The following is a 24,803-nucleotide window of genomic DNA, read 5'->3' on the forward strand; positions in this document are numbered from 1 at the left end:
GCCCGTCGCGGCGGCCGCAGGCGCTGGCGCGCTGCAGGCGCCGGCGCTCGCCGTGCCTGGCGCGGCGCAGCCGAGCGGCGGCGACGCCAGTGCCGCGAGTGCGGGCACGGCCGCCGCGGCTGCGGCTGCCGCGCCGCCGGTGCAAGCGGTTAGCGCGGCGAAGCATGCGCCGCTGGTGTGCGTCGACCCCGGACACCAGCGTAAGGCCAACAATGAGCATGAGCCTGATGGGCCTGGCTCGGAGGTGACCAAAGCGAAAGTGGCAGGGGGGACGGTCGGCGTCTCCACCAAGAAGCCGGAGTATAAGCTGACGCTCGAAGTATCCTTGAAGCTGCGTGACAAGCTGAAGGAAGCGGGTTATGGTGTCGTGATGGTCCGGGAAACCGACGACGTGGACATCAGCAACAAGGAGCGCTCGCTTCTGTGCAACGAAGCAGGGGCCGATATTTCCATCCGTATCCATGCCGATGGTTCTGACTTGGCCTACGTGAAGGGGATAACAGTTCTCTACCCATCCTCGGGTGATTTATTGGCGTCGAGTAAAAGCATGGCTGTGACGATGCTACGGGAACTGATCGCGGAGACTGGGGCCAAATCAAGAGGGATCGTGCCGCGCAACGACTTGTCGGGCTTCAATTGGTCGACGGTGCCATCACTTCTGGTGGAGATGGGATTCATGACCAATGCCGAAGAGGATAAGCTGCTGGCGACAGAAGAGTATCAGGATAAGCTGGTGGCGGGGATGGTAAGCTTCACGAAGAAGACGTTCCCCTTGTCCTAGTAGTGCGATGATCATAAGCTTTTTTGCGAATATTAAGTCCAGATTCGAATGCCGAATCTGGACTTTTTCACATTTTTAGAAAATATAAGTTTTCGGGGGGCCTCGGTTCCACCTCTTGGGGGCAGTCGCGATTCGGGAAACTCATTTCGCTCGAATCCTGCAATTGCGTTAGTACAGAATTTTGATCCGTTTGCATCCAAATGTTCCAGATTACTGCGAAAGTGCAACATTTTCGGCTGTGGTTCTTGCGAAATCGAGATCTTGTCGATACAATCCTGCACATTTGCAGGATTTCACTAGCCTTGGACAGGGTGTGGCGAAAAAAACTGCACTATTGCAGCATTTCGGAATTCGAAGACGCCACATAGAAGATCTAACTCTTTGAAGGAAAGAAGAACAAGGGAGAAACAAAACTCATCCACCAAGGACCGTCCGGTGATTAGACAAAGATAAGGACTTCCTCTATACCCTACTGGGAACTAACCTCAAAGTGAGGTATCACTGAACACGTAAACTCAGGCTTAACCCGAACGGACACAGAAGCTCTTATTTGTTGATTTTAGAGTCGAATCGCTTTCTATCGGACCCAGGATCCTTTATTTCCTGTAATTAAGCCCTGACGCATGGAATTGTGTGAAATAAGGGCTGCTGGGTCCGCAAGGATCATACACAAGAGGCGTAAACAGCTATTAAGGTCTCTGGTGTCCGTTCAATTGCCCTCACAGGAATCCTGCTGTGGTTTCATCCGAGCAGTTGCTCTCTTCGTACTCATGCGATGCGATAACCCGAATACGAGCAGCAGCACGATCATGACGAGGGCCGAGCAGCGATACATCAAGGCGTAGCTAGAGCTGGAGGCGATGAAGCCGAGCAGCATGGAGCCACAGGCGATACCGAGATCAGTTGCATTATAGTATAGGCTATTCGCCGTACCATGGCGCTCGGGCGGCAAGTCTCGCAGCATCCACGCCTGCAACGTAGGCTGCATCGCTCCGAAGCCAAGTCCATACAGCAGCGCGGCTACGATCAAGAGCGGCAAACTGCTGGCGAACGACAAGACGCTCAACCCGGCGAAGAGAACTACCGCACTTGGGATGATGACGGCCGCATGCCCCTTACGATCGAAGATTCGGCCAGAGATCGGACGAATGATCAGGATGCTGACCGCATTGAACAGGAAGAATAGTCCGATGTTCTCGATGTGCACTTCTTTGCCGAACAGCGCAAGGAAACTGAGCAGCCCGCCATACGTGATTCCGATGAACATGTTCATGAGCGCAGGGAGGACCAGCTTGGCGTTGCTGCTTTTGCCGAAAGATCTTCTATTGCGGTCGAAGTTGACACGGCTAGTGCCGCTAGCTTGTCCAACACTAGCAACCTGGGACTTTACCTGAACCGCGGGTTTAGGTGGAATAGAGCGAGTACCGAGCAGCAGCGGAACCATAAGTGCAATGACAACGGCCCCTACAATCGTAAGCGGGGTGAAGCCATATTCGTCCATCACCGACAAGCCGATAATCGGCCCGAACGACATGGCGAGACTTGTAGATAAGCCGAAGTAGCCGATTCCCTCACCAATTCTCGTACGAGGGATTATCTGCGACACAAGCGTAGGCATAATCGTGCTAGTCATCCCAAACCCTACACCGAATCCAACACGGATTAGCAAAAGGACATTTACCGAATGGGCAAATGGGTAAGCGAACGTAGCTACTGTTGCAATCAGAATGCCAACCATCAATAGGATGTTTCGGTGCACCTTCTTCATCAGAGCTGCCGTCATGAAGCGGGAAGCAATGGCTGCCAAGGCGAATAGGCTAGTGACCAATCCGACGGTTACGTCACCAGCCTGAAACTGATCTTTTACATAGCTTGGGAAAGGCGACAGCAGCATTTGCACACTAAGAAACAGCAAAAAATAACACAAAGTAAGGACTACAAACGTCTTAGTCCATAGTTTCGATGAGGGATGTTGCTCTAGTTGTTCAGACACCTCGTGGTTCATCTCCTTATTCTCTCTCGTTCAATCGGTCCGTATTCGCTCCGATTCGACGCAATAGCTCAAGCAGATGCTCGTATTCATCCTCCGAAATGCCAGCAGTAGCATCTTGAACTGCTTGGTGTTCAATTGTCTCTGTTTGAGCAGCCACGTCCCTGCCCTTATCGGTCAAATAGACTAGGAATGATCGGCGGTCTGCTTCGCCCGCTTTTTTATAAATCAGGCCTTTGGCCTCCAGAACATCCAGAATGCGAGTCGTTGTCGGCTTGTCTTTGCTGGCCAACTCCGCAATTTCCTTCTGAATCATCCCATCCTTCACACGGATACAATATAGAACAGTCCACTGTTCGGGTGTGATGTCATACGGCTTCAATCTGTTGGTGAATAGCTGCGACATTTTGCGGTAAGTCAAACCTAGATTGAACCCGGCGGAATGCTCGAACACATTCGATCTGTTCTCTTTCATAGACACGGCCAAACACTCCCTGAATAATAGTTAGTATGACAATTATATTTATAACAACTAATTTTGTCAAAGCACTTAACTGGGTACCCGCACATATGATAGAAAAATTAAATGAAGAAGAGGATGCTAGGATGATGAGATACTTGCCTTATTACGCCCCTTACCCACCGACTGTTTGTTACTCCCGTGGAGCCGTCTGCATTAGTCCCAAGCAACTGCAGCTGAGCAACACACTGCGCATGTTGTGGGAAGAACATGTCGCTTGGACGAGGATGACGATTATTAGTATTGCGGAGGGTTTACCCGACGAAGAAGTGGTGACGAAGCGACTGCTGCGCAATGCTACAGATATGGCTGCGGYCTTCAGGCCAATCTATGGAGATGCGATCGCTACTAAGCTCGGAGACTTGCTCACAGAGCATCTGATGCTTGCTTACCAATTGGTCAAAGCCGCCAAAGCGGGAGATTCTGCAACAGCAGCCAAGGTGGAGAAGCAATGGTACCGCAATGCCAATGACATCGCCGCCTTCCTGGCGAGCATCAACCCATACTGGTCGAAGGCCCAATGGGAAACTATGTTGCACGATCACTTGAAGCTGACTAAGCAGCAAGCCGTACTGAGGCTATCCAAGGATTATGTCGCCGATGTCGCCATATACGATCAGATTGAAAGGCAAGCACTTGAGATGGCCGATATGATGACGGCTGGGATTATTAAGCAGTTTCCGGCTATGTTTGCTTGAGCCCATCCGCGCCTGCTGCTTTACTAACAAACGGACTTCTTGGCTGCAGCCAAGAAGTCCGTTTGTTAATGGAAGAGAAAAGCTCTTTACGAGATCTTTACCCCCAGTTGATACAACTCTAATATTTACCATTTATAATAAACCCGGTGGGGCAACCCGCACATTCCAAATATGGAAAGGGTGGATGCATTGGAAACGGTTAATAAGAAGCTTCTGTTGCTGCAGAAAGCCGGCTCGGCCGTGCCTAGTCGAAGTCGCGCAGGAATCTTGCTGCGATGGAAGGAAGCGGGGTTAGGTCTGCTGTTCTTGTTCCCGTCGATTGCGATCTTCGCCATCTTCCTATTCTATCCGATGCTGCAGTCGATCAACCTCAGTGTTCACTCAACCGATCCGCGCGGGCGGATTGCCCATTATGTCGGACTAGACAATTTCACAGATCTGTTCCTGTCCGAACGATTCTATAACAGCCTGAAGGTGACGGGGTTGTTCACCTTGTACACCGTCCCAACAGGCATCCTACTTGCGTTGCTGTTAGCCGCCCTTACATATAGGCCTTTACCTGGCATTCGGCTGTTCCGCTTCGTCTTCTCCATGCCGATCGCTTTGTCTGTAGGAACTTCGGCTGTGATCTGGATGCTATTGTTTCACCCCACGGTAGGCATGCTTAATTACGTCCTTAGTTTGGTTGGTGTTGACCCTGTGTTCTGGCTATCCAATCCGAATTGGGCACTTATCTCTGTATCGCTCATGACGGTGTGGATGAACTTGGGCTTTACCTACATCATCCTGCTAAGCGGGCTGCAACAAATCTCGTCCGAAATCCATGACAGCGCGAAGATCGATGGAGCGGGGCTTATCCGGACATTCTGGAGCATCATGGTGCCGCTTGTATCGCCAACATTGTTCTTCGCTGTGATTGTCTCGATCATTAGTGCCCTGCAATCGTTCGGCCAGATCCACATCTTGACCAAGGGCGGTCCGATGAACACGACGGATGTTGTGGTGTACTCGATCTATCAGGAGGCGTTCGTCAATTTCCGCTTCGGGTCAGGTAGCGCCCAAGCGCTTGTGCTGTTCGTTCTGATCTTGCTGCTTACGTGGGTTCAATTCCGCGTGTTCGAGAGGAAGGTGCACTACCAGTGAAGTTGGCCTCGTTGAATCGACGTATCCCGCTCTATATGGTGCTGATCGTCCTGTCTGTCCTAATTGTGTATCCGTTATATTTTACGTTCGCCTCTGTCTTTATGACCGAGCAGGAGACAAGTGTATTTCCACCACCTTGGATTCCAAGCCAACTGTACATGGGCAATGTTGTAAAAGTGCTGGAGCTTGTCCCGATCGTCGCTTTTCTCCGCAACAGCTTGGTCGTCTCCGCCCTCATCATGCTAGGTCAGCTTGTCACAGCCAGCATGGCGGCGTATGCTTTCGCTTTTCTGCGCTTCAAGGGCAAGGCGTTCCTATTCTCCTTGTTCATGGCTACAATGATGATCCCTTGGGAAGTGACGATTATTCCCAACTACTTGACCATGAAGCGCTGGGGCTGGCTCGATACATATGAAGGCTTGACCGTCCCCTTTCTCGCGACCGCGTTCGGCACGTTTCTGCTTCGTCAGTTTTTCCTGCAGCTTCCTAAGGAGCTGTTCGAGGCGGCGCGTATTGATGGCTGCGGCCATCTGAGGAGCTTCGCCCTGCTTGTATTGCCGCTGTCGCGCCCAGCGCTCTCGACGCTTGCCGTCTATTCATTCCTCTCGGCCTGGAACATGTACCTGTGGCCGCTCCTGATGACGAACAGCGAGAAGATGCGCACCGTCCAGATTGGCATCTCGATGTTGCAATTCGAGGAGATGACGTCCTGGAATCTAGTATTGACTGGGGTAACGTTAGTGCTGCTGCCTTCACTCTTGCTCTTGGCGTTAGGATTGAAGCAACTCGTGTCCGGCTTAACGGCTGGAGCTGTAAAAGGCTGATTGGCATGGTGTTCCGCGTCTGTGTGAACAGGCGCTCCAAATACACGTACCATATAAAAGGAGAGATACGAAGCTATGAATCCGTTCCGTACGAAATCGTTGGCTGCCCTGCTAGTCCTACTGATGGTATTCCTGACCGCATGTGCCGGAGGGGGCAAAGAACCTTCCAACGCTTCCACCCCTAGCAGCACACCATCGCCAAAAGTTTCGGCTGAGCCGAAAACCGTCAAAGTCGTCTGGTGGCACTCGATGAGCGGGGAATTGGGCAAGGCGGCGGACAAGCTTGTCGACAATTTCAACAAGAGCCGCAAGGATGTGCAAGTCGAAGCTGTTTTCCAAGGTACATACGATGAGAGCTTAAATAAAATGAAAGCTTCGATGGATTCCAAGAGCGGTCCATCGCTTATCCAAGTGTTCGAAATCGGTAGCCGATTCATGATCGACTCCAAGGCGATTACCCCGGTACAGAAGTTTATTGATGCCGACAAGTTCGACTTGTCCCAGCTCGAAGATAACATCGTGAACTATTACAAGATGGACGGCAAGCTGAACTCGATGCCATTCAATACGTCGAACCCGATCTTGTACTACAACAAAGACATGTTCAAAGCGGCCGGCCTAGATCCAAACGTATCACTCAAGACATACGACGATATTGCCAAGGCAGCCAAGGCGTTGACCAAGGATGGTAAAGCTGGAGCCTCCTTCGCGATCTATGGCTGGTTCATGGAGCAGTTCTTCGCCAATCAAGGTGCGGAATACCTCAATAATGGCAATGGTCGGAGCGGACTAGCAACGGAATCTCAGGTGAATTCCGAGGCAGGTGTGAAGACGTTAACGTGGTGGAAAGAGATGGTCGACAACAAAACCGCGACCAACCTGGGTCGCAAAACCGACGATACCAAAAAAGCGTTCGCCGCCGGACAAATCGCTATGACGCTCGATTCCACCGCATCGCTTCGCGGCATTGTGAGCACGGCTGAAGGAAAGTTCGAAGTCGGGACCGCCTTTCTGCCGAAGCCCGCAGATGGCAAAGATGGAGGAGTCGTCGTAGGAGGGGCGAGTCTGTATATATTGAACAACAAGCCGGAAGAGGAGCAGAAGGCGGCTTGGGAGTTTATCAAATATTTGGCCAGCCCCGAAGTGCAGGCACAATGGCATATCGATACCGGCTATTTCCCAATTACGAAGAAAGCGTACGATCAGCAGATCGTTAAGGATAACATGACGAAGTATCCACAGTTCAAGACCGCTGTCGACCAGCTTCATGCGACAAAGCCGAACACGGCTACGCAAGGCGCCGTGATGGGCGTATTCCCGGAAGCTCGTCAAATCGTCGAAGGGGCTATCGAGGAAGTGTTGAACACGAAGAAATCCCCGAAGGAAGCGCTGGACGCTGCCGCGAAGAGCATCAATGAGAAGCTGGTACAGTATAACAAGAGCGTGAAGTAATGGCGTAGAGAAGCAGCCCCCGGCATGGATGTGCCGGGGGCTGCTTTCGTGTAAGACAACAATCATTCGAACTCATGGGAAATCGGCATAACTCGGACGTAATCCTCTTACCGTACCGCCTTCTGCAATTAAGAGTGTATATTGCGAAGCACGTAGGGCAAACAGGGGTTCATTCCCGATGGTGTACAAATTGACTTGTTTGAAATCTTTTATTTCCTTTCTGGCGTTGAATGCTTGCATCAAACCGACTTGCGGAAGCTTGAGCACGTCGTTCATATTAAATCTCGCGTTTGGTCCGGAATCGAGTGCGTAGCGAATACCGAACTTTTTCTCTACCATAGCAAAATCCTGCTTGTTATAGAGATCAGCAAATTCCTGGCCGATCGTGTAGAGGTCGGATGGTAGTTCACTATATTTATAGTCCGTCCTTACATTATATATTTTGCCGATACGTCCCACTTTCCAATTGCCTTTTTCCTGGACAATATGAAGGTAGAGATAATTGTGCCCTATTTCATTACTATTATAATAGGCGGCATACACAATGGCTTCTTTCCCGTCTGCTCGAACGTCGACATTCCAAATCGAGAGTGGATATTTTGCATTTACCGTATTGTCTTTCAATCTGCTTACCACGTCAGCGCGAGTAGGGTGATCCGGGAAAACAATCCATGTATTTTCTTGAATGCTCCAGAATGGTTTATTCCCTGGTCCGACGATCCGACTGAGGTCTTTACTTACTTTTCCTTCATAGAAAGCTTTTGCGAAATAATCCGGTAACGCCTCATATTGCTTATTATTCACATTTTGCACAAAGCCAAGAGCGAACGTGCGAATGTTCTGTAATCGTTCAACTGGAGTTGCGCCTTTACTGAACACTTTGGAATTCGCTGGCTGCGAAGCACTTGTTGTGGTCGATTGGGGCGAACGTTCATCATTGTCCACTTTCGCGCGGCTATTCCATATCATAGCGCCTCCAACCACAAGGACTGCCGCTAATAATCCGACAACTAGCTTCCTGCGATTGCCGGGAAGTGCTGTGGTCGGTTGCTCAAATGAATGTCCACAATCGTTGCAAAACTTGGACCCCTCATCATTCTCGCGCTTACATGCTGTACAAATCATCGTGTCTACTCCTCTGCATCTATAAATCGTTCACCACATTGCTTGCAATAAAGGTTACGGATTTCATTCTTCGTCCCGCATTTCGTACAAAACTTGTGCGTTCGATTCGGATGCACGGTTGGCACGATTGCCCCGCTTGCACCTTGTTGCTCCTCTGCTTCGATTCGGAAAGTCTCACGTACGGCAGCTTGTTCAGACTGCGCTACCTGCGCCTGTTGCGGGAGATGAGTATGTAACGGCATGGCACCTATCGGCTTCCGCTTGATCCCCAGCATCACAATACCAGCAATCGCTGCGATCGAACCGAATACGATATAAGTAACGCCCGGATTCCCCGCATCCTTCTTTGTAAACTGTGAAATCATGTTTTTGATCTGCTGTTCGTCCGTGTTCATCTGCACGATCCCATAAACCACAAGCAGGATACCGCCAACAAGGAGGATGCCGCCGATAATGTAACGAATGGAGTCGTTCGTTTGGAATGATCCGGCTGTCGATGGTTTCGCTGCTCCGGCTCCTGACCACGGTGTTGCTGCAGACACAGTAGATCTTGTCCCCGACTGAATACCCGATTTGTTTCTCTCGCGAATCCATAGAACAAGTGCGACAACCGCAAGCACAACTAATACGATCAGAATGGCTAAGCGGAATACACTGAATGATGTTTTGGCCAGGATGACATATAGACCGACAAGTATGTATGGTGAAAATTTCACAGAGTTTTCAAGCTTCAGCCATAAGTACATAAGAACCAGCGATACAGCGTAATATAGCGCTAAGAATATCACTACTGGACTAGAATCAGATACATATAGCTGAGTATAGTACGCAACATCCCCTATCATTCGGGTGGAGAGACCCATCACATCGTAGATGAAGCCAATCAGTAACAATATCCACATCGCATTTTTAATAGAAGCCGACGATCGGATGATGTTGTTCTGTTCCAGCAGTTGTTTTACGAATACCGACGCACATCCAATTATCAATAGCAGCCACCATGAAAAGCTAATCATTCTCTCTTATCCTCCTTCTTGATGTCACAACCTACGCAATTGATGCACAGCAAAAAAACGAAGTTGTATAAAGCAACCCGGCTGTCATCGCTTCTGAAGGGAAGCATTAGACCCGTGGCTTTGCGTCTCCGCCTTTCGTACGGATTTGCCTTTGGTTCATTCGACTTCGTTATCGGCTCACTGGTTCTTAATAACCATAATATGCATCTTGCTGCTCATTAAATTCGACATACGATAGGAAAATCCTGCAATTAATGTCGAATAAATGAGTAGACTTAAAAACGTAACAAAACACAACCGAGCGAAAGTTAGGACATAGAGCAGCGGGTCTGGAAGGTGTACGATTAAGATTAGAAAACAATTACATCTGACTTGGTGACGGAATAGCGGGAGGGATCGCATGAAAGCGGTGTTGGTTGGCTTGGGCGGATTCGGATCAGGGTGGTACCGGAGACTACGGAACCTGCACAGCGACATCCAATTGATCGTGGTGGATGTCGACCCTGGCAAGAATGAGGAAGTGAACGTGGACCGTGTGCCCTTCTATACATCAGTGGGGGAAGCGATCGAACGAGAAAAGCCGGATATGCTGGTGAATGTGACGCCAAGGCAGGCGCATACCGCGATTAACCATTTGGCCTTCGACCACAAGCTTCCGGTGTTCTGCGAGAAGCCGATTGCCGATAATTATAAGGATGCTATCGCGGTCGTGGAAAGGGCGGAGCGAGAAGGCATTCCGTTCATGATCGCTGAGAATTATCGCGCTTTCCCAATTGTTCGCAAGTTGAAGCAGTTGCTGCATGACCGGTCCATTGGTGATGTCCGGACGATTCATTGCGATTTTTATCGCCTTAGGGAGAAGGTCACGGTGGAGCCGACCGAGGTGCTGGAGGAATTGTACGTGCATCATTTCGACTTGCTTCGCTATTTGACGGGTCGCGAGGTCGGGAGCATCATGGCCGTACAGCGTCATGAGTTGCATCTTGTAATGGACATGCAGGCAGGTATTCAAGCAACGTTTCGCGGCTCCACGATAACGAGAGGTAAGCAGACAGAGTGGTCCGGCGATTGGCGAATCGAAGGGACAGCAGGCAGCTTGGTCCTGGAGGATAAACATATAGAGCTCACCACAGCAGAAGGAACTGTACGTTTCGATGATTTCAGCGATGTGGATGCTTCAGGCCCGTTCAGCGAATTCCTGGCATCCCTTCGGGAGAATAGGGAAGCCGAAACGAGTGGGAAGAGTTACTTGAAGAACCAGGCGTTGGCGCATTATGCCAAGGTATCGTTGGGAACGAACCGGATGGTGGACACTTCCAGCAGTTGGGGATACGGGCCTATGGTTATTCGCAACTTCCTTGAAGCGGATCTGAAGGAAACGGTGAGTCATCGTGGAAAAGGGACGATCCAGGGAATCCGATTGTACGGCGATAACGATTTCGATACACCGGTCAAGTTTCTGGGATACAGCGTTATCCCGCCGGGTAATTCGATTGGCTATCATGGTCACCGAGACGATGAGGAAATGTATATCATCCTGGAGGGGACCGGTGTTATGACAGTCAACGGGGAAGCAAGACCGGTCAAGGCTGGTGATGTGGTGCTGAATAAACCTTGGTGGAAGCACGGATTGGAAAATGACGGAAGCCAGCCGCTGAAGCTCATTATCTTTGAAGTGGGGCGATCATGCGCTCCTTCTTGGACAAACAACAGGACTGATTAATCATCTGGTCAACGTGTTGCCAACCGGCGTGCAATTGGCAGTCATTGCGGTGTCGGTGCTCCCGATCATGCTCATTGCGTCATTTCATTGCAAGCCGGGAATCCCTATAAGATCGAAAGGCAGGCGAGTATCGAATGGACCCATTAGCATGGCAATCTGTACCACCAGGCGTATGGACGATGACAGTAGGCAGCCCAGAGGGGCTGTCTCCACCGTCGTATATGGATCGGCAGCTGAGGAAGGTAGCAATGTCTCGGCTGCCGAATGCTCCTTTTCCGTTCGAGTCGGTGGAGATGACTGAGGAGCCTTTGACAGGCGGAGGAAGCCTGCTCTCTAGCGATCCGAAGCAGGATACCGGGGAAACGCATGCGCCCGTTCCGCTGGTGATCAGCGATCGGGGATACGGGATAGCGGCTGGACGAACAGGGTGGCGATTCGGACAGAAGAAGCTTCCTATATAAGTGCGTGACATATATCTGAAGTGGGGGAACGAAGTTCTAATAAGATGGGAGCGAATATAGATGAAAGACGAACGAATGGGAGGGCAAGTCGAATTGCTTTGGGATGTCGAGCGGCTCGGGAATCCCCCCCAACCATTATTATGCGCAGGGGTTTGAAACCGACGGCTTGCAGGCTGTCTATTACGAGGCGATGCCGTATCAAGGGAAAGCAACGCGTGTGTTTGCGTACTATGGTTTTCCGAAGGAAGCAGTAGGGGAGCGGGTGCCAGCGGTCGTTCTAGTCCACGGCGGCGGCGGTACGGCTTTCGCCGAATGGGTGCGGATCTGGAACGAGCGGGGCTACGCCGCCATCGCCATGGATCTGGAGGGGCATACGCCCGCCGACAAAGGCGAAGACGGGACCCGCCCGCAGCATGCCTGGAGCGGGCCATCGCGGCAAGGTGAATTCAGCGATTACCAACTGCCGCTGATCGACCAATGGATGTACCATGCGGTGGCTGACGTCCTGTTGGCGCATTCGCTCATCCTTTCGTTCCCGCAAGTGGACCCGAATCGAATTGGCGTAACCGGTATCTCGTGGGGCGGAATCTTGACAAGTCTTGTTGCCGGATTGGACGACCGATTCAAGTTCGCCATTCCCGTATACGGCTGCGGGTATTTGTTCGAGGCGGGCAACCAATATGAGCGAGCATTCGCCTCGATGGGAGAGGAAGAGCAGCGGGTTAGAGCTTATGGGATCCTTCTGCATACTTGCCTCAGGCGAGATTACCTATGTTGTGGGTGAACGGAACGAACGACTCCCATTTCCCGCTCACTATATTCGGCAAGTCGTACGAAACAGCGAAACGCAATCAGCCGCTCACGACGTTGTCCGTCATCCAAGGGATGAGGCATGGGCATATAGCGGGCTGGGAGCGGGAGGAAATATATGCTTTCGCCGCCTCCATTGTGAAGAGCGCGCCGGCTCTTGCGCGGTTCGAGAGTCAAGCTCGCGTAGGCCGATCCGCCTCAGCTGAATTGATGGACGCTGAGCATGGAGATCAGGTACGGCTCATGTACGCGGAGGAAGCGAAGAATTGGCCAAGCGTGATGTGGGCGGAGGCTCCGGCGATCTATGACGCTGCCTCGGGCCGGGTTACCGCTGAACTTCCCGAATCTGCACAAGCTTATTTCTTTCAAGCTGAGCAGCGTAATGGCATGATTGTGTGTACGGCGATTCAAATCTTGGGGTGAGAGTTATATCCTATTGTAAACAGCCCCTCATTGACCCTCCATACGATTGGTGCTAATGTTGATCTGATGCGAATCTCAAGAATGCTGGGAGTTTGAATGATGAGTCGTGAACAACAATTAATTGAAATCACGGAAATGCTGCGCCTGATGTCGAAGAAGTGGATGCTGGAGTGGAACAAAACCAAGTTAAGCGGCATTTCACCTACGCATGCGGCCATATTGAGAATCTTAGAGACGAAAGGCCCGCAGAAACCGACCAGTCTGGCAGCTGAGCTGTTTGTGACGACTGGAGGGATCACGGGTTTGACGGATAAATTGGTTGAAGCAGGATATGTTCAGAGAAGCAGAGACGAGGAAGATCGCCGCTTGGTGTTCCTCGAAATTACCGAGCAAGGCAAGGAGCTCTTGCAGGAAGTCATTAAGCTGAAGCGGGAGCAGGAGAATCGGATCTTCTCGGTGTTGAGCGACGAAGAGATTGACACGCTGCATGGTCTATACCGCAGGCTGGCGGATGGCGATATGGGTAGCAGGTAATGCACTGGAGAGCAGAATGAAGGAGTCAGAATCATGTTGAAGAAGTGGAGTCTGCTGACCCGGTTGTTTGCGATTTATTCGCTGATTGTGTTTCTGGTCATTCCGCTCTCGTATATAGGCTTTTATAAATACTACCAGTCTCTGGCCAATCGAACGCTGTCCGAGTCGTTCCGGTGGGAGGTAACGACCTTAGCCGAGCAGCTTGACAACGCTATCGTGTCGGCAGACAGATTGGCCGTGAACACGCTTACAAACCCTTCGATTGAGAACTGGATGAAGGAGACGCCCGACGCAAATTCCAATAATAAAGTAATCAATGTGTTTAATAAGATGCGGATGGACTTGGACATTGAGCCGGATAGCTTCAATCGTATCTCGATTATTAAGGACAACGGCACCTTCCTCTCATTCGGGTCGACATACAATAGAGAACAGGCACGGAAAAATATTGCCAGCTTGTCCTGGTTCAGCGAGCTTCAGACGAAGCCCTTGCTTGTACTTCCTCCGCATCGGGACGACTGGGACTCCAAGGGGAAAATGGTCGTTTCCGTCATTCGTAGCGCTGTGCCCGGAACGGTTATTGAAGTCCAGATTCCATCCTCCTATCTCGAAGCCATGTTATCCCAAGGAAAGCCTGCGACCAATGGCAAACAAGTCATCCTCTATGACAACAACAATCAGATCTTGTATCCGGCTACTCCGTCGCAGCTGTCCGCAACCGAAGCAGTCACCGCCGAGCATAAGCTATCCCGCTCCGGTTGGCGGCTGGTCGTATCCCAGCCTATGGACCTGTTGCTCAAGTCTGTGCGCAATACCGGCTATTGGATGGCTGTGATTGCCGGGGGGGTGTCGCTAGTTTCGCTAGTCTTGTTCTTCTTCTTCACATCCAGAACGACCCGGCCGCTTGTTCAGCTCAGCCATGCGATGGCCCAGGTTCCCGGTGATGCCCGGACGAAGGAGCAATTGGAACGGCTGTTCGCCGGAATGGATGCCAAAGGAACCCATAATGAAATCGTTCATCTTTATCATGCCTTTACCAGTATGCTGCAACGAATGGAGGAATCCAAGCAGCATGCCGTTGAAGCGCATTCCCGCGAGCTTCAAGCACAGTTTATTGCCTTGCAGGCCCGAATGAATCCCCACTTTCTATACAATACGCTGACCTTGATCGGCATGCTGGGGATGGAGGACGGTAACGAAGAGATTCCCAAGATTACTAGCGAGCTGGTTCGGATGCTTCGTTACATTACTTATGACAGTAGGGAGCTCGTATCTCTGCAGGAAGAAGTCGACCATACGCTTCATTATCTCGATATTATGAAGACCCGTTACCGGGAACATCTGGTCGTAGATGTGGAGTTGGAAGGGGATCTGGCCTTGGTCCGCGTACCCAAGCTTTCTGTGCAGCCCTTTGTGGAGAATTGCATGAAGCACGGCTTTGTCGGGAAAAAGTACCCTTGGCGCATTGAACTTCGCGTATCGGTCTCGAGATCAAGCTGGAACGTACAAATTCATGATGACGGAGACGGATTCCGAACCGATTATTTGGAGCAATTCGCAAGCAAACAGGGACAGGGACAGCCCGGACGGTTCGGCCTTCAAGCAGATGAAGGGGGGCTCGGGATGTTGAATACGTACAATCGGCTGTTTCATACGTTTGGTCATTCGCTGCGATTTGAACTTTCCAACAACAAGACGGGCGGCGCCTCTGTAACATTAGGGTGTGAACTAGGAGAACAGACGGATGTTAAAAATATTATTGGTTGATGACGAAGTGGCGATATGCCGTGGGATGAAAGCACTTATTATGAGAGATGAACCCGAAGGTGTCATTGTGGCGGAGGCCTATGACGGGGTTGAGGCTCTGGACATGATGGGAGATTTCGATCCGGACGTACTTCTTACCGATATAAGGATGCCGAGAATGGACGGGCTGCAGCTGCTTCGTGAAGCAAAGAAGAGAAAGCCCGAGCTTCTAACGGCTGTAATAAGCGCCTATTCGGATTATGGATATGTTCGGGAAGCCATCCTGACACATGCATCAGATGATTATTTGCTCAAGCCTGCGACGGCTCAAGAAATTCAGGAACTGCTGCGGAAGCTGAAGCTGAAACGCCAGCAGCTTAAGATAAGTCAGGAGCAGGAGGCATTGGGATTGCTACTGCAAGGCATGAATTTAGACCATTGTCCTCCCACACTTCAATATTCTCAATATGCACTGATTCTCGTGTGCGCAGGGCCTTATTGCAACGGAGTGATGGACTTGCACCCTGGAGAGGCATGGTGGCCATCTTCGCTGCTTGCTGAGTACTTGAAGCGCTGCGAGGAGCTTGGCCTTCGACATTGGTTATTGAACGGCGAGAGACCGAATGAGCGGCTGCTTCTACTGGCTTCCCACGCATACGATGATGAAGACCGTATTCGGGCCAGCCTTGACCCTGTGCTATTAAGCTTGCTGAATCAACCGATGCCGGTTGCGTGGATCATGGAATCGGACTTGTCGCTTCACCAACTGCACGCGACGAGCAAGCAGCTCCGGAGAGAACTTGTACACTCGCATGTTTTTGCGAAGTCGCACGTGCGGATTCTAAGAGACCCCGGCATTAAGGAGACAGATACGGATCGTAAGTTCATAGTAGAGACGGCTAAGGTAATCGAGGCGGTTGGACGGAAACGGGAAAAGCCATTCACAGAGGCGCTGCATGCCTTAATAGCGAGCTGGGAAAGTAGCGATGCCACCCAGTACAGTATGCTACAGACTCTCTTTCGCATCTTGACCGAGTTTGGAGATCTTGGTCTCGAGCGGCAATTCGACTTGGAAGTGGCGGTCTCCCATTCGCTCACCTATGTGGAGCTAGAACAACATGTAACGGCCTTGTTTCATAATTTGTTCGAATCGATGCCTCATTCGGCTGATCAAGCGGCCCCGTTCCATACGATCGTCAGCCAAGTCGAACAATACTTGAAGATGAACTTTCGTAAGACCGTTACACTGCAGAGTTTGTCCGAGGAGTTTAGGCTTGTCCCCAATTATTTGAGCGTTTTATTTAAAAGGGAAATCGGGATAACGCCTATCGAATATTTGATGGATTATCGGATCAAGGAGGCTAAGCGCATCATGGATGAACGGCCCCACTTGCTGCTGAAGCAGGTAGCAAGTGAGGTAGGGTACGCGGATCAGCTTTATTTCAGCCGTGTATTCAAGAAGCTGACGGGCCAATCTCCTTCCGAGTACGTTCATTCTCGGCAGTGATTAGGGAATCCATCTATTCGTCCATAAACAACTGCGATTCGTGCATTTGCCCCAAGTCTTTCGCTGGGTATAATGGTTGAAACATTATCACAGCGTATGCAACCGGGGTGTAAGCATGTATCGATTTTATGAACCGTTCAAACGTTCTGTTATCCAACTACTCCGCAAATGCAAAGAATGGGACCTTCTTTTTATCATTCCGTTTGTCCTGCTATCGCTGAAGGTGAGATTGCAGTATTTCTTCTTTCTGAAATCGCCCGGACAAAGCTTTCCTAAGTCTGCCGACTCTGAGTGGTATCTGGGCTATGCCTATTCGTTGTTGGCCAACAAGCGAATCGGGTTGCATATGGACGATATCCTATATATGGGATACAACCTCCTTCTAACCTCGCTGATCGCGGTATTGAAGGACCCGGTTGCCATTCTATTCGTACAATCGGTGACTGCAGGACTCGCCGTCATCCTTGTCTATAAAATCGCCCGCATGCTGTTTAACCGAACAACTGCTATCATAGCTTCCTATTTGTATTGCTTTCATACATGGCCCATTACGCTATGGTCCGTGTATATTCTGTCCGACAGTTTCTTTATCAGCCTGCTGCTTCTATGCGTCTACTTTCTTCTCAAGGCCATGGACTCTGGCAGACGTATATACCAGATTTTATTCACCTGTTCTGCCTTCTATTTGATGATATTCAGACCGACCGGCATCATAGTGCTAAGTTTCATCCTGGTATTTATCGTAATGAATGTTCATAGAAAAACGTTCGTTCGTTTTTTTCTTCAACATAGGTTGGCCCTTGGAGGCGTTCTGGCAACAGCAGTGCTAGTCTTGATTTATCTCCTGACGAGCGGCAAGCTGGATCTATTGGTGACTTCCATTCAGTTCAACGCCAAGATGGTTTTGTACAACATATACGCCAAGGGTTGGATCTACGACAGCCCAACGTCTGCGGACCATTTTTTCAAGCCGGATTATAACATCGATGTCATGAATAGTCTGATCATCAGCTTCCTAGTCAACAATTGGGATCATATCTCCATCCTATATGTCAAACGAATTGCGGCTTTTCTCGGCAAATGGGTCTGGGAAACGGATCTGACATCGAAAAGAGGCATTCTCAGATTTGCCGAGCATATACTCCCTACATTCCTGTTTCTGCTAGGGACTGTTGCAACCCTATGGAACGGTCTGTTTAGAAGAGCCTCTATCGTGTGGTTGATCGTTCTCTCCATTTATATGTTTTGTATCATTATCTTCATTGACGGAATGTACAGGTACAAGGCGCCAAGCATACCATTTATTCTCATTATGGTTGCATATGGGGCGGATAGAAGCATTCACCTCGTCCTTCTCTTTGTCAAAGCAGTAACGGGCATGTGGATTCAATTCTGGAAAAGAAAACGGACAACGTATAGTTCCGACATGTAAAGGAAAGCACAAACAACCCTCAGCTTCGGGCACTGATCCCGAACGGGGGTTGTTATTGTTGTTGTTGTTGTTGTTGCTGTTCCTCAACCCAACAGGTGCTTATAAGGGGTGTAATCGATTTGTTCTTTCTCCAGAAACCGCATGAGGCTCGGATAATCGCGCTTAGGTGTGGCGAGAATGTACCCCTCAATGCAGTGCTGCTGTGTCACTTCGGATGCGTTTTGTTCCAAGGCAACCTGACCGATTCGGGCTGCGATGGAGTGGCGGGCAATGTCGCGAAAAGGACCAGGTACCGGCGATACGAGTGTTTCCAGGAACGATTTGGAAGAATCAGTCCACAGGTGGCGGGACGTATCGACATAATGATTTTGCCAATCAAGTTTGGACATGCCGTCTGCCTTGGGCAGCACTTTCATAAATTTACGGAACATGAAGAATCCACCTACAGACATGAAGAACAACAATATACAGGCCCAGAATATGAGGGCGATCATGAACGTTTGGGAAGGCAATGCAATCACCTCGTGGCGTATTGTGTAAGAATGCTTCTTGTAGAATTATACCCCATTCCTAGATTTATTTATAGTTTCGTTTTACCCGATTACTTTGCGGGGGCCTCGGGACTTATTAAATCTTATATGTTAAAATAGGATAAAAGCTAAGTTAGAGGGAGTGAACGAAAAATGTTGAAAATCGGTTCTCATGTTTCTTTTTCGGATAAAGGGCTGTTGAACGCGGCCGAAGAAGCGGTTTCCTACGGCTCCAGTACATTCATGATATACACCGGCGCCCCGCAAAATACGCGGAGAAAGCCAATAGAGGAGCAATTTATCGACGAGGGCAGAGCAGTGATGGACAAGCATGGCATGGGTGAGATTGTCGTGCATGCCCCCTACATTATTAACCTCGGTTCTTATAAGGAAGACACGTTCGAATTAGCAGTCAGGTTCCTGCAAGAAGAGATTCGCCGGACGGATTATCTAGGCGTCCGCAATATCGTGCTGCATCCCGGCGCCTATACGGAGAAGGATGTTGAATACGGAATTGCTAGAATCGCAGAAGGCTTGAATGAAGTGTTGAAGGGGACGAAGGACACGCAAGTGAACGTCGCGCTCGAGACGATGGCAGGCAAGGGCACAGAGATTGGCCGAAGCTTCGAGGAGCTGGCCGCGATTATGGAGAAGGTCGAAGATAATGGTCGTCTTACGGTGTGTATGGATACATGCCATATTCACGACGCAGGTTATGATATAGTAGAAGACTTTGATGGCGTGTTGGAATCGTTCGACCGAATTGTCGGTTTGAACCGACTTGGTGTCATTCACTTGAACGACAGCAAGAACTTCCGTGGTGCAGGCAAAGACCGCCACTCTCCGGTAGGTTCCGGCTTGATCGGCTTCAAGGCGATGAATTATATTGTGCATCACCCTAGTCTGCAGCATTTGCCGATGATCTTGGAGACGCCATGGATTGGCAAGGACGATAAGACACAGCGCCCGATGTATGAAGCCGAGATCGCTCTGTTCCGCGGTGATGCGGCTACTCGATTCGGCGGCGAGTTCTTCGAGCAATTGGAGAAGCTGCACCACTACTTCGGCAAGGAATCGATCGATTCCCGCGAATATGTGCTGCAAGTGTGGGATGCCCTCAAGAATGATGCGAAGGCCAAGAAAGCGGACGCTCGCGAGCCGCTGGAGCGGCTGTATGATATGGTGTTCGAGAACCGACTATTCCCGGAACTGTCGGAAGAGCAGATCAATCAACGATTGACTGCCTGGCTGGCGGGTAAGGAAGTATTCCAGACTGCATAAGAAAAAGTAAGCGAGAATCAGAGGAGCTTAGAATAGCATGAGTGTAACCAATCGATCGTTGCCGGTCAGGTCCGAGCGTAATCGCGACCGTGCCCGGATGCTTATTTCCTGCCCCGACCGTCCGGGCATCGTAGCGGCGGTATCGGCTTTTCTGGCTAAGCACGAGGCCAATATCGTTCAGTCCGACCAATATACGATGCATCCTGCAGGCGGGCTATTCTTCATCCGCATTGAATTCGACTTGTATCAGCTTGAGAGCAAGCTGACCGAGTTGGAGCGGGACTTCGCGGCCGTAGCGGAACCATTCTCGATGACTTGGCGCATCACGGAAGCTAGCCTCCGCAAGCGACTGGCGATCTTCGTCTCCAAAGAAGATCATTGTCTGTTAGAGCTGCTATGGCAGTGGAGATCCGGCGACTTGGATGCGGATATCGAGCTTGTGGTAAGCAACCATCCGGATATGAGAGAGACCGTAGAGTCGTTCGGGATTCCGTACCACCATGTGCCGGTTACGGCCGATACGAAGTCCGAAGCCGAGCGCCGTCAGCTGGAGCTAGTGGACGGCAAGGTCGATGCAATCGTGCTGGCACGTTACATGCAGATCGTGTCCCCCTACTTCATCAAGCATTATGCGGACCGGATTATTAACATCCACCACTCGTTCCTTCCTGCCTTCGTGGGAGGCAAGCCATACGCCCAGGCGTATGACCGGGGCGTGAAGATCATCGGGGCCACAGCTCACTATGTGACTGCTGAGCTCGACGGCGGCCCGATTATCGAGCAGGACGTCCAACGCGTCAGCCACCGCCACAGCGTGGACGACCTGAAGCGAATCGGCCGCCATATCGAGCGGACGGTGCTGGCTCGTGCCGTCTCCTGGCACGTCGAAGACCGTGTACTCGTGCACGAGAACAAGACTGTGGTGTTTCATTCGTAAATGATCCCCACAAAGTGAAGTGAGCCTTCGAAGCTTAATCCTGTTACTTTGCGGGGACCAGGGACTTATACGATCTCGCGTGAAAGAAAGCCGCTCGTCCTCTTGAATCATGATGAGGATTAGCGGCTTTTTCGACGATTCAGAATGATCAACTTCGCTGATTGTTCATCGTCTCGGCAAACGCACGACGTCAAAGGACGTATCCTTAACATATAAGGAAGTTTAAGTTCTTCACCGTACTTAAAGCATTGATGCTCTAGGGAAGTCCGAAGCTATCCCCTTAATTGCTTGCCTTGAAGGATGCAGTAAAGCTCGAATGAGTCGAATAAATGGGGTTCAGTCGAGATTCGCGAATTTGGTACTATGCAGAAAGTGATTGTTGTGGAGCTCATTCGCAAGAATCCTGTAAAAAGTACAGGATTTTTGACCCGTTTGCATCCGAATGTTCCATATTGCTGCGAAAGTGCAGCATTTTAGCTGTAGTTCGGGCGAAATCGAGATCTTGCCGATATATCCGGAAAAACCGCTTTACAGCTCTTCGAGGGGAGCCTCCGGGCACGAGCATTGAGGAAGCCCGGCAGGAATCGAGTTGCAGAGCAATAAAGTTGCTCTGCATTGGACGCGTTCGCGTTGGAGACGGCGAACGCCCTCGTCGGCAACGCACCCGGCGCCGCCGCGCTGGAGATCACGCTCATCGGCCCGGAACTGGAGTTCCGGGCCGATGCGCTGATCTCCATCTGCGGCGCCGACCWGTCGCCCAGCCTGAACGGCGAAGCCGTTCCGCCATGGCGCCCGGTCTTCGTGCGGAGCGGCAGCGCCTTGGCTGTCGGCGCGCCGGCCAGCGGCTGCCGCGCCTACCTTGCCGCCGCAGGCGGCATAGCGGTGCCAGCGGCGCTCGGCAGCCGCAGCACGCTCGCGCGCGCCGGGCTCGGCGGCTGCCGAGCGCGGCAGGCCCGTCCGCKCCGTTCGCAGCGGCGCGCTGGAGCGCGAGCGCACGAGCGCTGCCGCCGCACGCGACGCAACCGGCGGTGCGCGTCACACGCGGTGCGGAGCACGAGCGCTTCGACGCGGCGAGCCGGCTCACGCTGACGGCAGCACCGTACGTGCTGACGCCGCGCAGCGACCGCATGGGCGCCCGCCTGGCGGGGGCAACGCTGCGCTTGGCCGAGCCGGGCGCGGAGCTCGTCTCGGAGCCGGTGACGGCTGGCACGCTGCAGGTGCCGCCCGACGGATTGCCGATCCTGCTCATGGCGGACCGGCAGACGACCGGCGGCTATCCGCGCATCGCCCAGGTGGCCGCGGTCGATCTGCCTGTCGTCGCGCAAGTGCCGCCTGGCGGATTGCTGCACTTCGTCGAGATCGATCCGGAGGAAGCGGAGTGGCTGTACTTGGCTCAGCGTCTGGAGCTGGAGCGCCTGAAGGCAGGAATCCGGTAAAAATGAAAGGTTGATCAGGGAACGGAAGGCACGCTCTTGAATGTAAGTAACCGTTCCTCTTTAATTAATGTAACGTTGACGTTCGGTCACAGCCATCGCCTCTTATGGCATAGATTCGGAAAAAGCCTTGCAATGCCCGCCCCACCCGTCGCATCTCAATAATAAATGTCCTTCTGCCAAGCGCCGTCAATCGGGGCTTGCGGCAGAACGGGGAGCTTCAACTCCTGCGCAGCGATACGGAGGTATTTGGTATTATACCGGATCTCCAGCTTCGTCTTCGTGGGCACGACTTGGCCCAAGTAAGTGGAGGGGTCAAAATTGTTCAACAGCTTCATGTCATGCTGGTACAGAGCCGCATCCCATCGAATGTTCGAGATGGAGCGACGGATCACTTCCGTTGGAAATCCGGTTTCCTTGGCAAATACCTGCACAGCCCGATTTGGTTGCTCCCGGATCAGCCGGCTGGCGAGCAGATGCGCTTTTAAGTAGGCGACGGTCAGATCCTCATGGGCGAGTGCCCAACGTTCGTCGGCGGCCACGCCGGTCATGAAGCCTAGCCCCAACTCCTGATCGAAAACCGAATTTCCGATTCCCTGATGCAGGACAAGACTAAGAAACGGCTCCCACATGATCGATGCGCTCAGCCTGCCTTGGCGCAAGCTTTCCAAGCTGTCCTCGATGGAGCGGTGTACGATGTTCAGCTCAGGCAAGCTGTGCGACTCCAGCATCTTTCTTAATCGGTACTCCGCATTGGTACGGAATGTAGTCGCAATAGGCAGAGTGGCCAGCTCGGCAATATGGTGCAGCTTCAAGTCGGACGGAACGACCAGTCTGAACCCATTGCCGTCCGCCGACTTCCCTCCCGCAGCAAGCAGAACCGGACGGAAGTCGGGCAGTAGCATGCTCATCATATGGCTGACTGACAGGGCATAATCCCCAAAGGTAGCCATCTGAATATGGCCAGCGACCATCCCTTTAACCAACTCCATACCATTCTTCGCTTGGTGCCACTTGATTTCGATCCGGTCCTTGGGACGGATGCGCTTGAGTTCATCTTCGAGCAATCCGAATGCCTTCACGATTAACGGACTCCACATATGCGTCGACACGGTTGTATATCCGATGGTAAAGGTCTCGACGGCGGTGGAGCTTGAGGTTGAGATTGAGGCTGAGGACATGTGCCGCGATTGACCGAACGCCATGTACCAACGTATCACTTCATTTTTGTCAAAGTAAATTTCTTTGCCGATCTTCACGCTGGGCAGCTGCTTGTTCTTGCGCCAACGGTCAATCGTCGAGCGGCTGACATCCAGTTGATCCATGACTTCCCGGATATGAATTAAATTGAGTTGGTCTTTGAGCATGGGCGAGACCTCCGATCTGTAATAAAATGGGCATTTTCGTCAGTTTTGGTCATTGTTCATCTATCTTTAGCATTCGGTTGACAGAGTAAAGGGCACATGTTACTTTGAATTAATCCTAGTATAACGATATGAATACACGCATATCAATATCTTTTTGCAAAAGGAAGGGAGATGAACCGAATGTCGAACACGGTTAGCGCGGAATGGCTCCGAGAACGATTGAACCATCAAGAGATTGTGATTGCTGACTGTCGGTTTGTGCTCGGCCAACCATTAGCTGGAAAAGAGGCCTACGACACCGGCCATCTGCCGGGAGCTGTATACTTTGATCTCGAACGGGATTTATCCGACCCAATCGAGGAACACGGCGGAAGACATCCTCTGCCTGATGTCCATCAACTGGCGGCAAAGCTCGGAAATGCCGGGATCGACAAGAACCAAATCGTCGTCGCTTATGACGACCAGGGCGGTGCGATGGCATCTCGCCTGTGGTGGATTTTGAAGTATTACGGACATGACGGCGTTTATGTGCTGGATGGCGGATTTGCTCGATGGAAGAGTCTCGGTTACGAGGTTACGGCAGAGACTCCTGTTTCTATAGGACGCACATTTCACCCACATCTTCATGAAGGATGGCTGCTGAACGCGGAAGAGGTTAGGCAGAGGTTGGGCCAAGCGGATACGATACTCGTCGATTCGCGCGAAGAGAAAAGATACCTAGGTCTGGAGGAACCGATCGACAGGGTGGGCGGCCACATCCCTGGTGCGGTGAACTATGTTTGGAAAGGCGGTTTTACCGCGGATGGCCATTTAAAAACACCGGAGCAGTTGAAAGAAATATTCAAAGGGCTGGATACATCCAAGGAAATTGTCGTGTACTGCGGGTCGGGCGTTACCGCTTGTCCCAACATCCTTACCTTGACGGAAGCTGGGTTCCCTAACGTCAAACTATATGGCGGAAGCTGGAGCGACTGGATTTCTAACCCTTCTAACCCCATAGCGACAGGAGACGAAAAGAAACCGAAGTTCGTATAACCGTACATCGATTAAGAATACAGTGTGGCTCGAAC

22 protein-coding genes, 1 pseudogene and 1 riboswitch are annotated in these 24,803 nt (G+C 51.3%); of the genes and pseudogenes, 17 read left to right on the forward strand and 6 right to left on the reverse strand.

From position 1 onward, the window contains the following. Positions 1-52 precede the first annotated feature (52 nt). Entirely contained in the window at positions 53-781 is a 729-nt protein-coding gene (locus AC1DWB_RS06850; protein WP_477540296.1) for an N-acetylmuramoyl-L-alanine amidase, read from the forward strand. Between the two features lie 709 nt (positions 782-1,490). On the opposite strand, the gene AC1DWB_RS06855 is transcribed toward AC1DWB_RS06850, so the two are convergent. Together AC1DWB_RS06855 and AC1DWB_RS06860 are read right to left on the reverse strand one after the other, a co-directional pair. Further along, positions 1,491-2,786, reverse strand: a complete 1,296-nt coding sequence (locus tag AC1DWB_RS06855; RefSeq protein WP_477540297.1) for an MFS transporter — start codon at positions 2,784-2,786, stop codon at positions 1,491-1,493. 4 nt (positions 2,787-2,790) lie between these two features. Then, entirely contained in the window at positions 2,791-3,246 is a 456-nt protein-coding gene (locus AC1DWB_RS06860; RefSeq protein ID WP_477540389.1) for a MarR family winged helix-turn-helix transcriptional regulator, read from the reverse strand. 131 nt (positions 3,247-3,377) lie between these two features. Between AC1DWB_RS06860 and AC1DWB_RS06865 the strand changes: the two genes are divergently transcribed. The 4 genes from AC1DWB_RS06865 to AC1DWB_RS06880 all read left to right on the forward strand — a co-directional run bounded on the left by AC1DWB_RS06865 (position 3,378) and on the right by AC1DWB_RS06880 (position 7,408). Next, a complete protein-coding gene (locus tag AC1DWB_RS06865; RefSeq protein ID WP_477540298.1) occupies positions 3,378-3,989 on the forward strand; it encodes an acetylglutamate kinase in 612 nt (203 codons plus the stop codon). 189 nt (positions 3,990-4,178) lie between these two features. Beyond that, the gene (locus AC1DWB_RS06870; RefSeq protein ID WP_477540299.1) at positions 4,179-5,132 is read left to right on the forward strand and encodes a carbohydrate ABC transporter permease; all 954 of its coding nucleotides are present in this window, start codon (positions 4,179-4,181) and stop codon (positions 5,130-5,132) included. A 35-nt stretch (positions 5,133-5,167) separates the two neighbouring features. Next, on the forward strand, positions 5,168-5,956 hold the full coding sequence (locus AC1DWB_RS06875) for a carbohydrate ABC transporter permease (RefSeq protein WP_477540390.1): 789 nt from the start codon (positions 5,168-5,170) through the stop codon (positions 5,954-5,956). 75 nt (positions 5,957-6,031) lie between these two features. Next, positions 6,032-7,408, forward strand: a complete 1,377-nt coding sequence (locus AC1DWB_RS06880; RefSeq protein WP_477540300.1) for an ABC transporter substrate-binding protein — start codon at positions 6,032-6,034, stop codon at positions 7,406-7,408. 72 nt (positions 7,409-7,480) lie between these two features. On the opposite strand, the gene AC1DWB_RS06885 is transcribed toward AC1DWB_RS06880, so the two are convergent. Together AC1DWB_RS06885 and AC1DWB_RS06890 are read right to left on the reverse strand one after the other, a co-directional pair. Then, complete coding sequence (locus AC1DWB_RS06885; protein ID WP_477540301.1) at positions 7,481-8,353, reverse strand: hypothetical protein; 873 nt, start codon at positions 8,351-8,353, stop codon at positions 7,481-7,483. A 185-nt stretch (positions 8,354-8,538) separates the two neighbouring features. After that, positions 8,539-9,549 carry a DUF3185 family protein gene (locus AC1DWB_RS06890; protein WP_477540302.1) on the reverse strand — a complete coding sequence of 337 codons (1,011 nt, stop codon included), beginning with the start codon at positions 9,547-9,549 and terminating at the stop codon, positions 8,539-8,541. A 68-nt stretch (positions 9,550-9,617) separates the two neighbouring features. Continuing rightward, a riboswitch (cyclic di-GMP riboswitch) is annotated at positions 9,618-9,709 on the reverse strand. A gap of 240 nt (positions 9,710-9,949) precedes the next feature. Between AC1DWB_RS06890 and AC1DWB_RS06895 the strand changes: the two genes are divergently transcribed. The 8 genes from AC1DWB_RS06895 to AC1DWB_RS06930 all read left to right on the forward strand — a co-directional run bounded on the left by AC1DWB_RS06895 (position 9,950) and on the right by AC1DWB_RS06930 (position 18,185). Beyond that, positions 9,950-11,272 (forward strand): cupin domain-containing protein, encoded by a 1,323-nt coding sequence (locus tag AC1DWB_RS06895; RefSeq protein ID WP_477540303.1) that lies wholly within the window; start codon positions 9,950-9,952, stop codon positions 11,270-11,272. 134 nt (positions 11,273-11,406) lie between these two features. Next, positions 11,407-11,733 (forward strand): hypothetical protein, encoded by a 327-nt coding sequence (locus tag AC1DWB_RS06900; protein ID WP_477540304.1) that lies wholly within the window; start codon positions 11,407-11,409, stop codon positions 11,731-11,733. 103 nt (positions 11,734-11,836) lie between these two features. Then, positions 11,837-12,517 carry an alpha/beta fold hydrolase gene (locus tag AC1DWB_RS06905; protein WP_477540305.1) on the forward strand — a complete coding sequence of 227 codons (681 nt, stop codon included), beginning with the start codon at positions 11,837-11,839 and terminating at the stop codon, positions 12,515-12,517. Further along, the gene (locus tag AC1DWB_RS06910; RefSeq protein ID WP_477540306.1) at positions 12,505-12,966 is read left to right on the forward strand and encodes a hypothetical protein; all 462 of its coding nucleotides are present in this window, start codon (positions 12,505-12,507) and stop codon (positions 12,964-12,966) included. The genes AC1DWB_RS06905 and AC1DWB_RS06910 overlap by 13 nt, the downstream gene beginning before the upstream one ends. 96 nt (positions 12,967-13,062) lie before the next feature. Next, complete coding sequence (locus AC1DWB_RS06915) at positions 13,063-13,500, forward strand: MarR family winged helix-turn-helix transcriptional regulator (RefSeq protein ID WP_477540307.1); 438 nt, start codon at positions 13,063-13,065, stop codon at positions 13,498-13,500. A 33-nt stretch (positions 13,501-13,533) separates the two neighbouring features. Next, positions 13,534-15,267: a sensor histidine kinase gene (locus tag AC1DWB_RS06920; RefSeq protein WP_477540308.1), complete on the forward strand. Its 1,734-nt coding sequence runs from the start codon at positions 13,534-13,536 to the stop codon at positions 15,265-15,267. Continuing rightward, positions 15,245-16,753 carry a response regulator transcription factor gene (locus tag AC1DWB_RS06925; RefSeq protein ID WP_477540309.1) on the forward strand — a complete coding sequence of 503 codons (1,509 nt, stop codon included), beginning with the start codon at positions 15,245-15,247 and terminating at the stop codon, positions 16,751-16,753. The genes AC1DWB_RS06920 and AC1DWB_RS06925 overlap by 23 nt, the downstream gene beginning before the upstream one ends. Before the next feature lie 115 nt (positions 16,754-16,868). Continuing rightward, positions 16,869-18,185: a glycosyltransferase family 39 protein gene (locus AC1DWB_RS06930; protein ID WP_477540310.1), complete on the forward strand. Its 1,317-nt coding sequence runs from the start codon at positions 16,869-16,871 to the stop codon at positions 18,183-18,185. 83 nt (positions 18,186-18,268) lie between these two features. Here AC1DWB_RS06930 and AC1DWB_RS06935 read toward each other — a convergent pair whose 3' ends face one another. Continuing rightward, positions 18,269-18,679, reverse strand: a complete 411-nt coding sequence (locus AC1DWB_RS06935; protein WP_477540391.1) for a DUF2621 family protein — start codon at positions 18,677-18,679, stop codon at positions 18,269-18,271. Between the two features lie 189 nt (positions 18,680-18,868). Between AC1DWB_RS06935 and AC1DWB_RS06940 the strand changes: the two genes are divergently transcribed. The 3 genes and pseudogenes from AC1DWB_RS06940 (at position 18,869) to AC1DWB_RS06950 (ending at position 22,369) form a co-directional block, all read left to right on the forward strand. Then, on the forward strand, positions 18,869-19,996 hold the full coding sequence (locus AC1DWB_RS06940) for a deoxyribonuclease IV (protein WP_477540311.1): 1,128 nt from the start codon (positions 18,869-18,871) through the stop codon (positions 19,994-19,996). A 37-nt stretch (positions 19,997-20,033) separates the two neighbouring features. Further along, positions 20,034-20,933: a formyltetrahydrofolate deformylase gene (gene purU, locus AC1DWB_RS06945; protein WP_477540312.1), complete on the forward strand. Its 900-nt coding sequence runs from the start codon at positions 20,034-20,036 to the stop codon at positions 20,931-20,933. 630 nt (positions 20,934-21,563) lie between these two features. Beyond that, positions 21,564-22,369: pseudogene (locus AC1DWB_RS06950) on the forward strand (5-oxoprolinase subunit C family protein). Between the two features lie 155 nt (positions 22,370-22,524). On the opposite strand, the gene AC1DWB_RS06955 reads toward AC1DWB_RS06950, so the two are convergent. Further along, positions 22,525-23,733, reverse strand: a complete 1,209-nt coding sequence (locus AC1DWB_RS06955; protein ID WP_477540313.1) for a helix-turn-helix domain-containing protein — start codon at positions 23,731-23,733, stop codon at positions 22,525-22,527. A gap of 180 nt (positions 23,734-23,913) precedes the next feature. Here AC1DWB_RS06955 and AC1DWB_RS06960 point away from each other — a divergent pair, with 180 nt between their 5' ends. After that, complete coding sequence (locus AC1DWB_RS06960) at positions 23,914-24,768, forward strand: sulfurtransferase (RefSeq protein ID WP_477540314.1); 855 nt, start codon at positions 23,914-23,916, stop codon at positions 24,766-24,768. Positions 24,769-24,803: the final 35 nt, after the last annotated feature.

This window comes from Paenibacillus sp. P4_E11 (assembly GCF_056401635.1).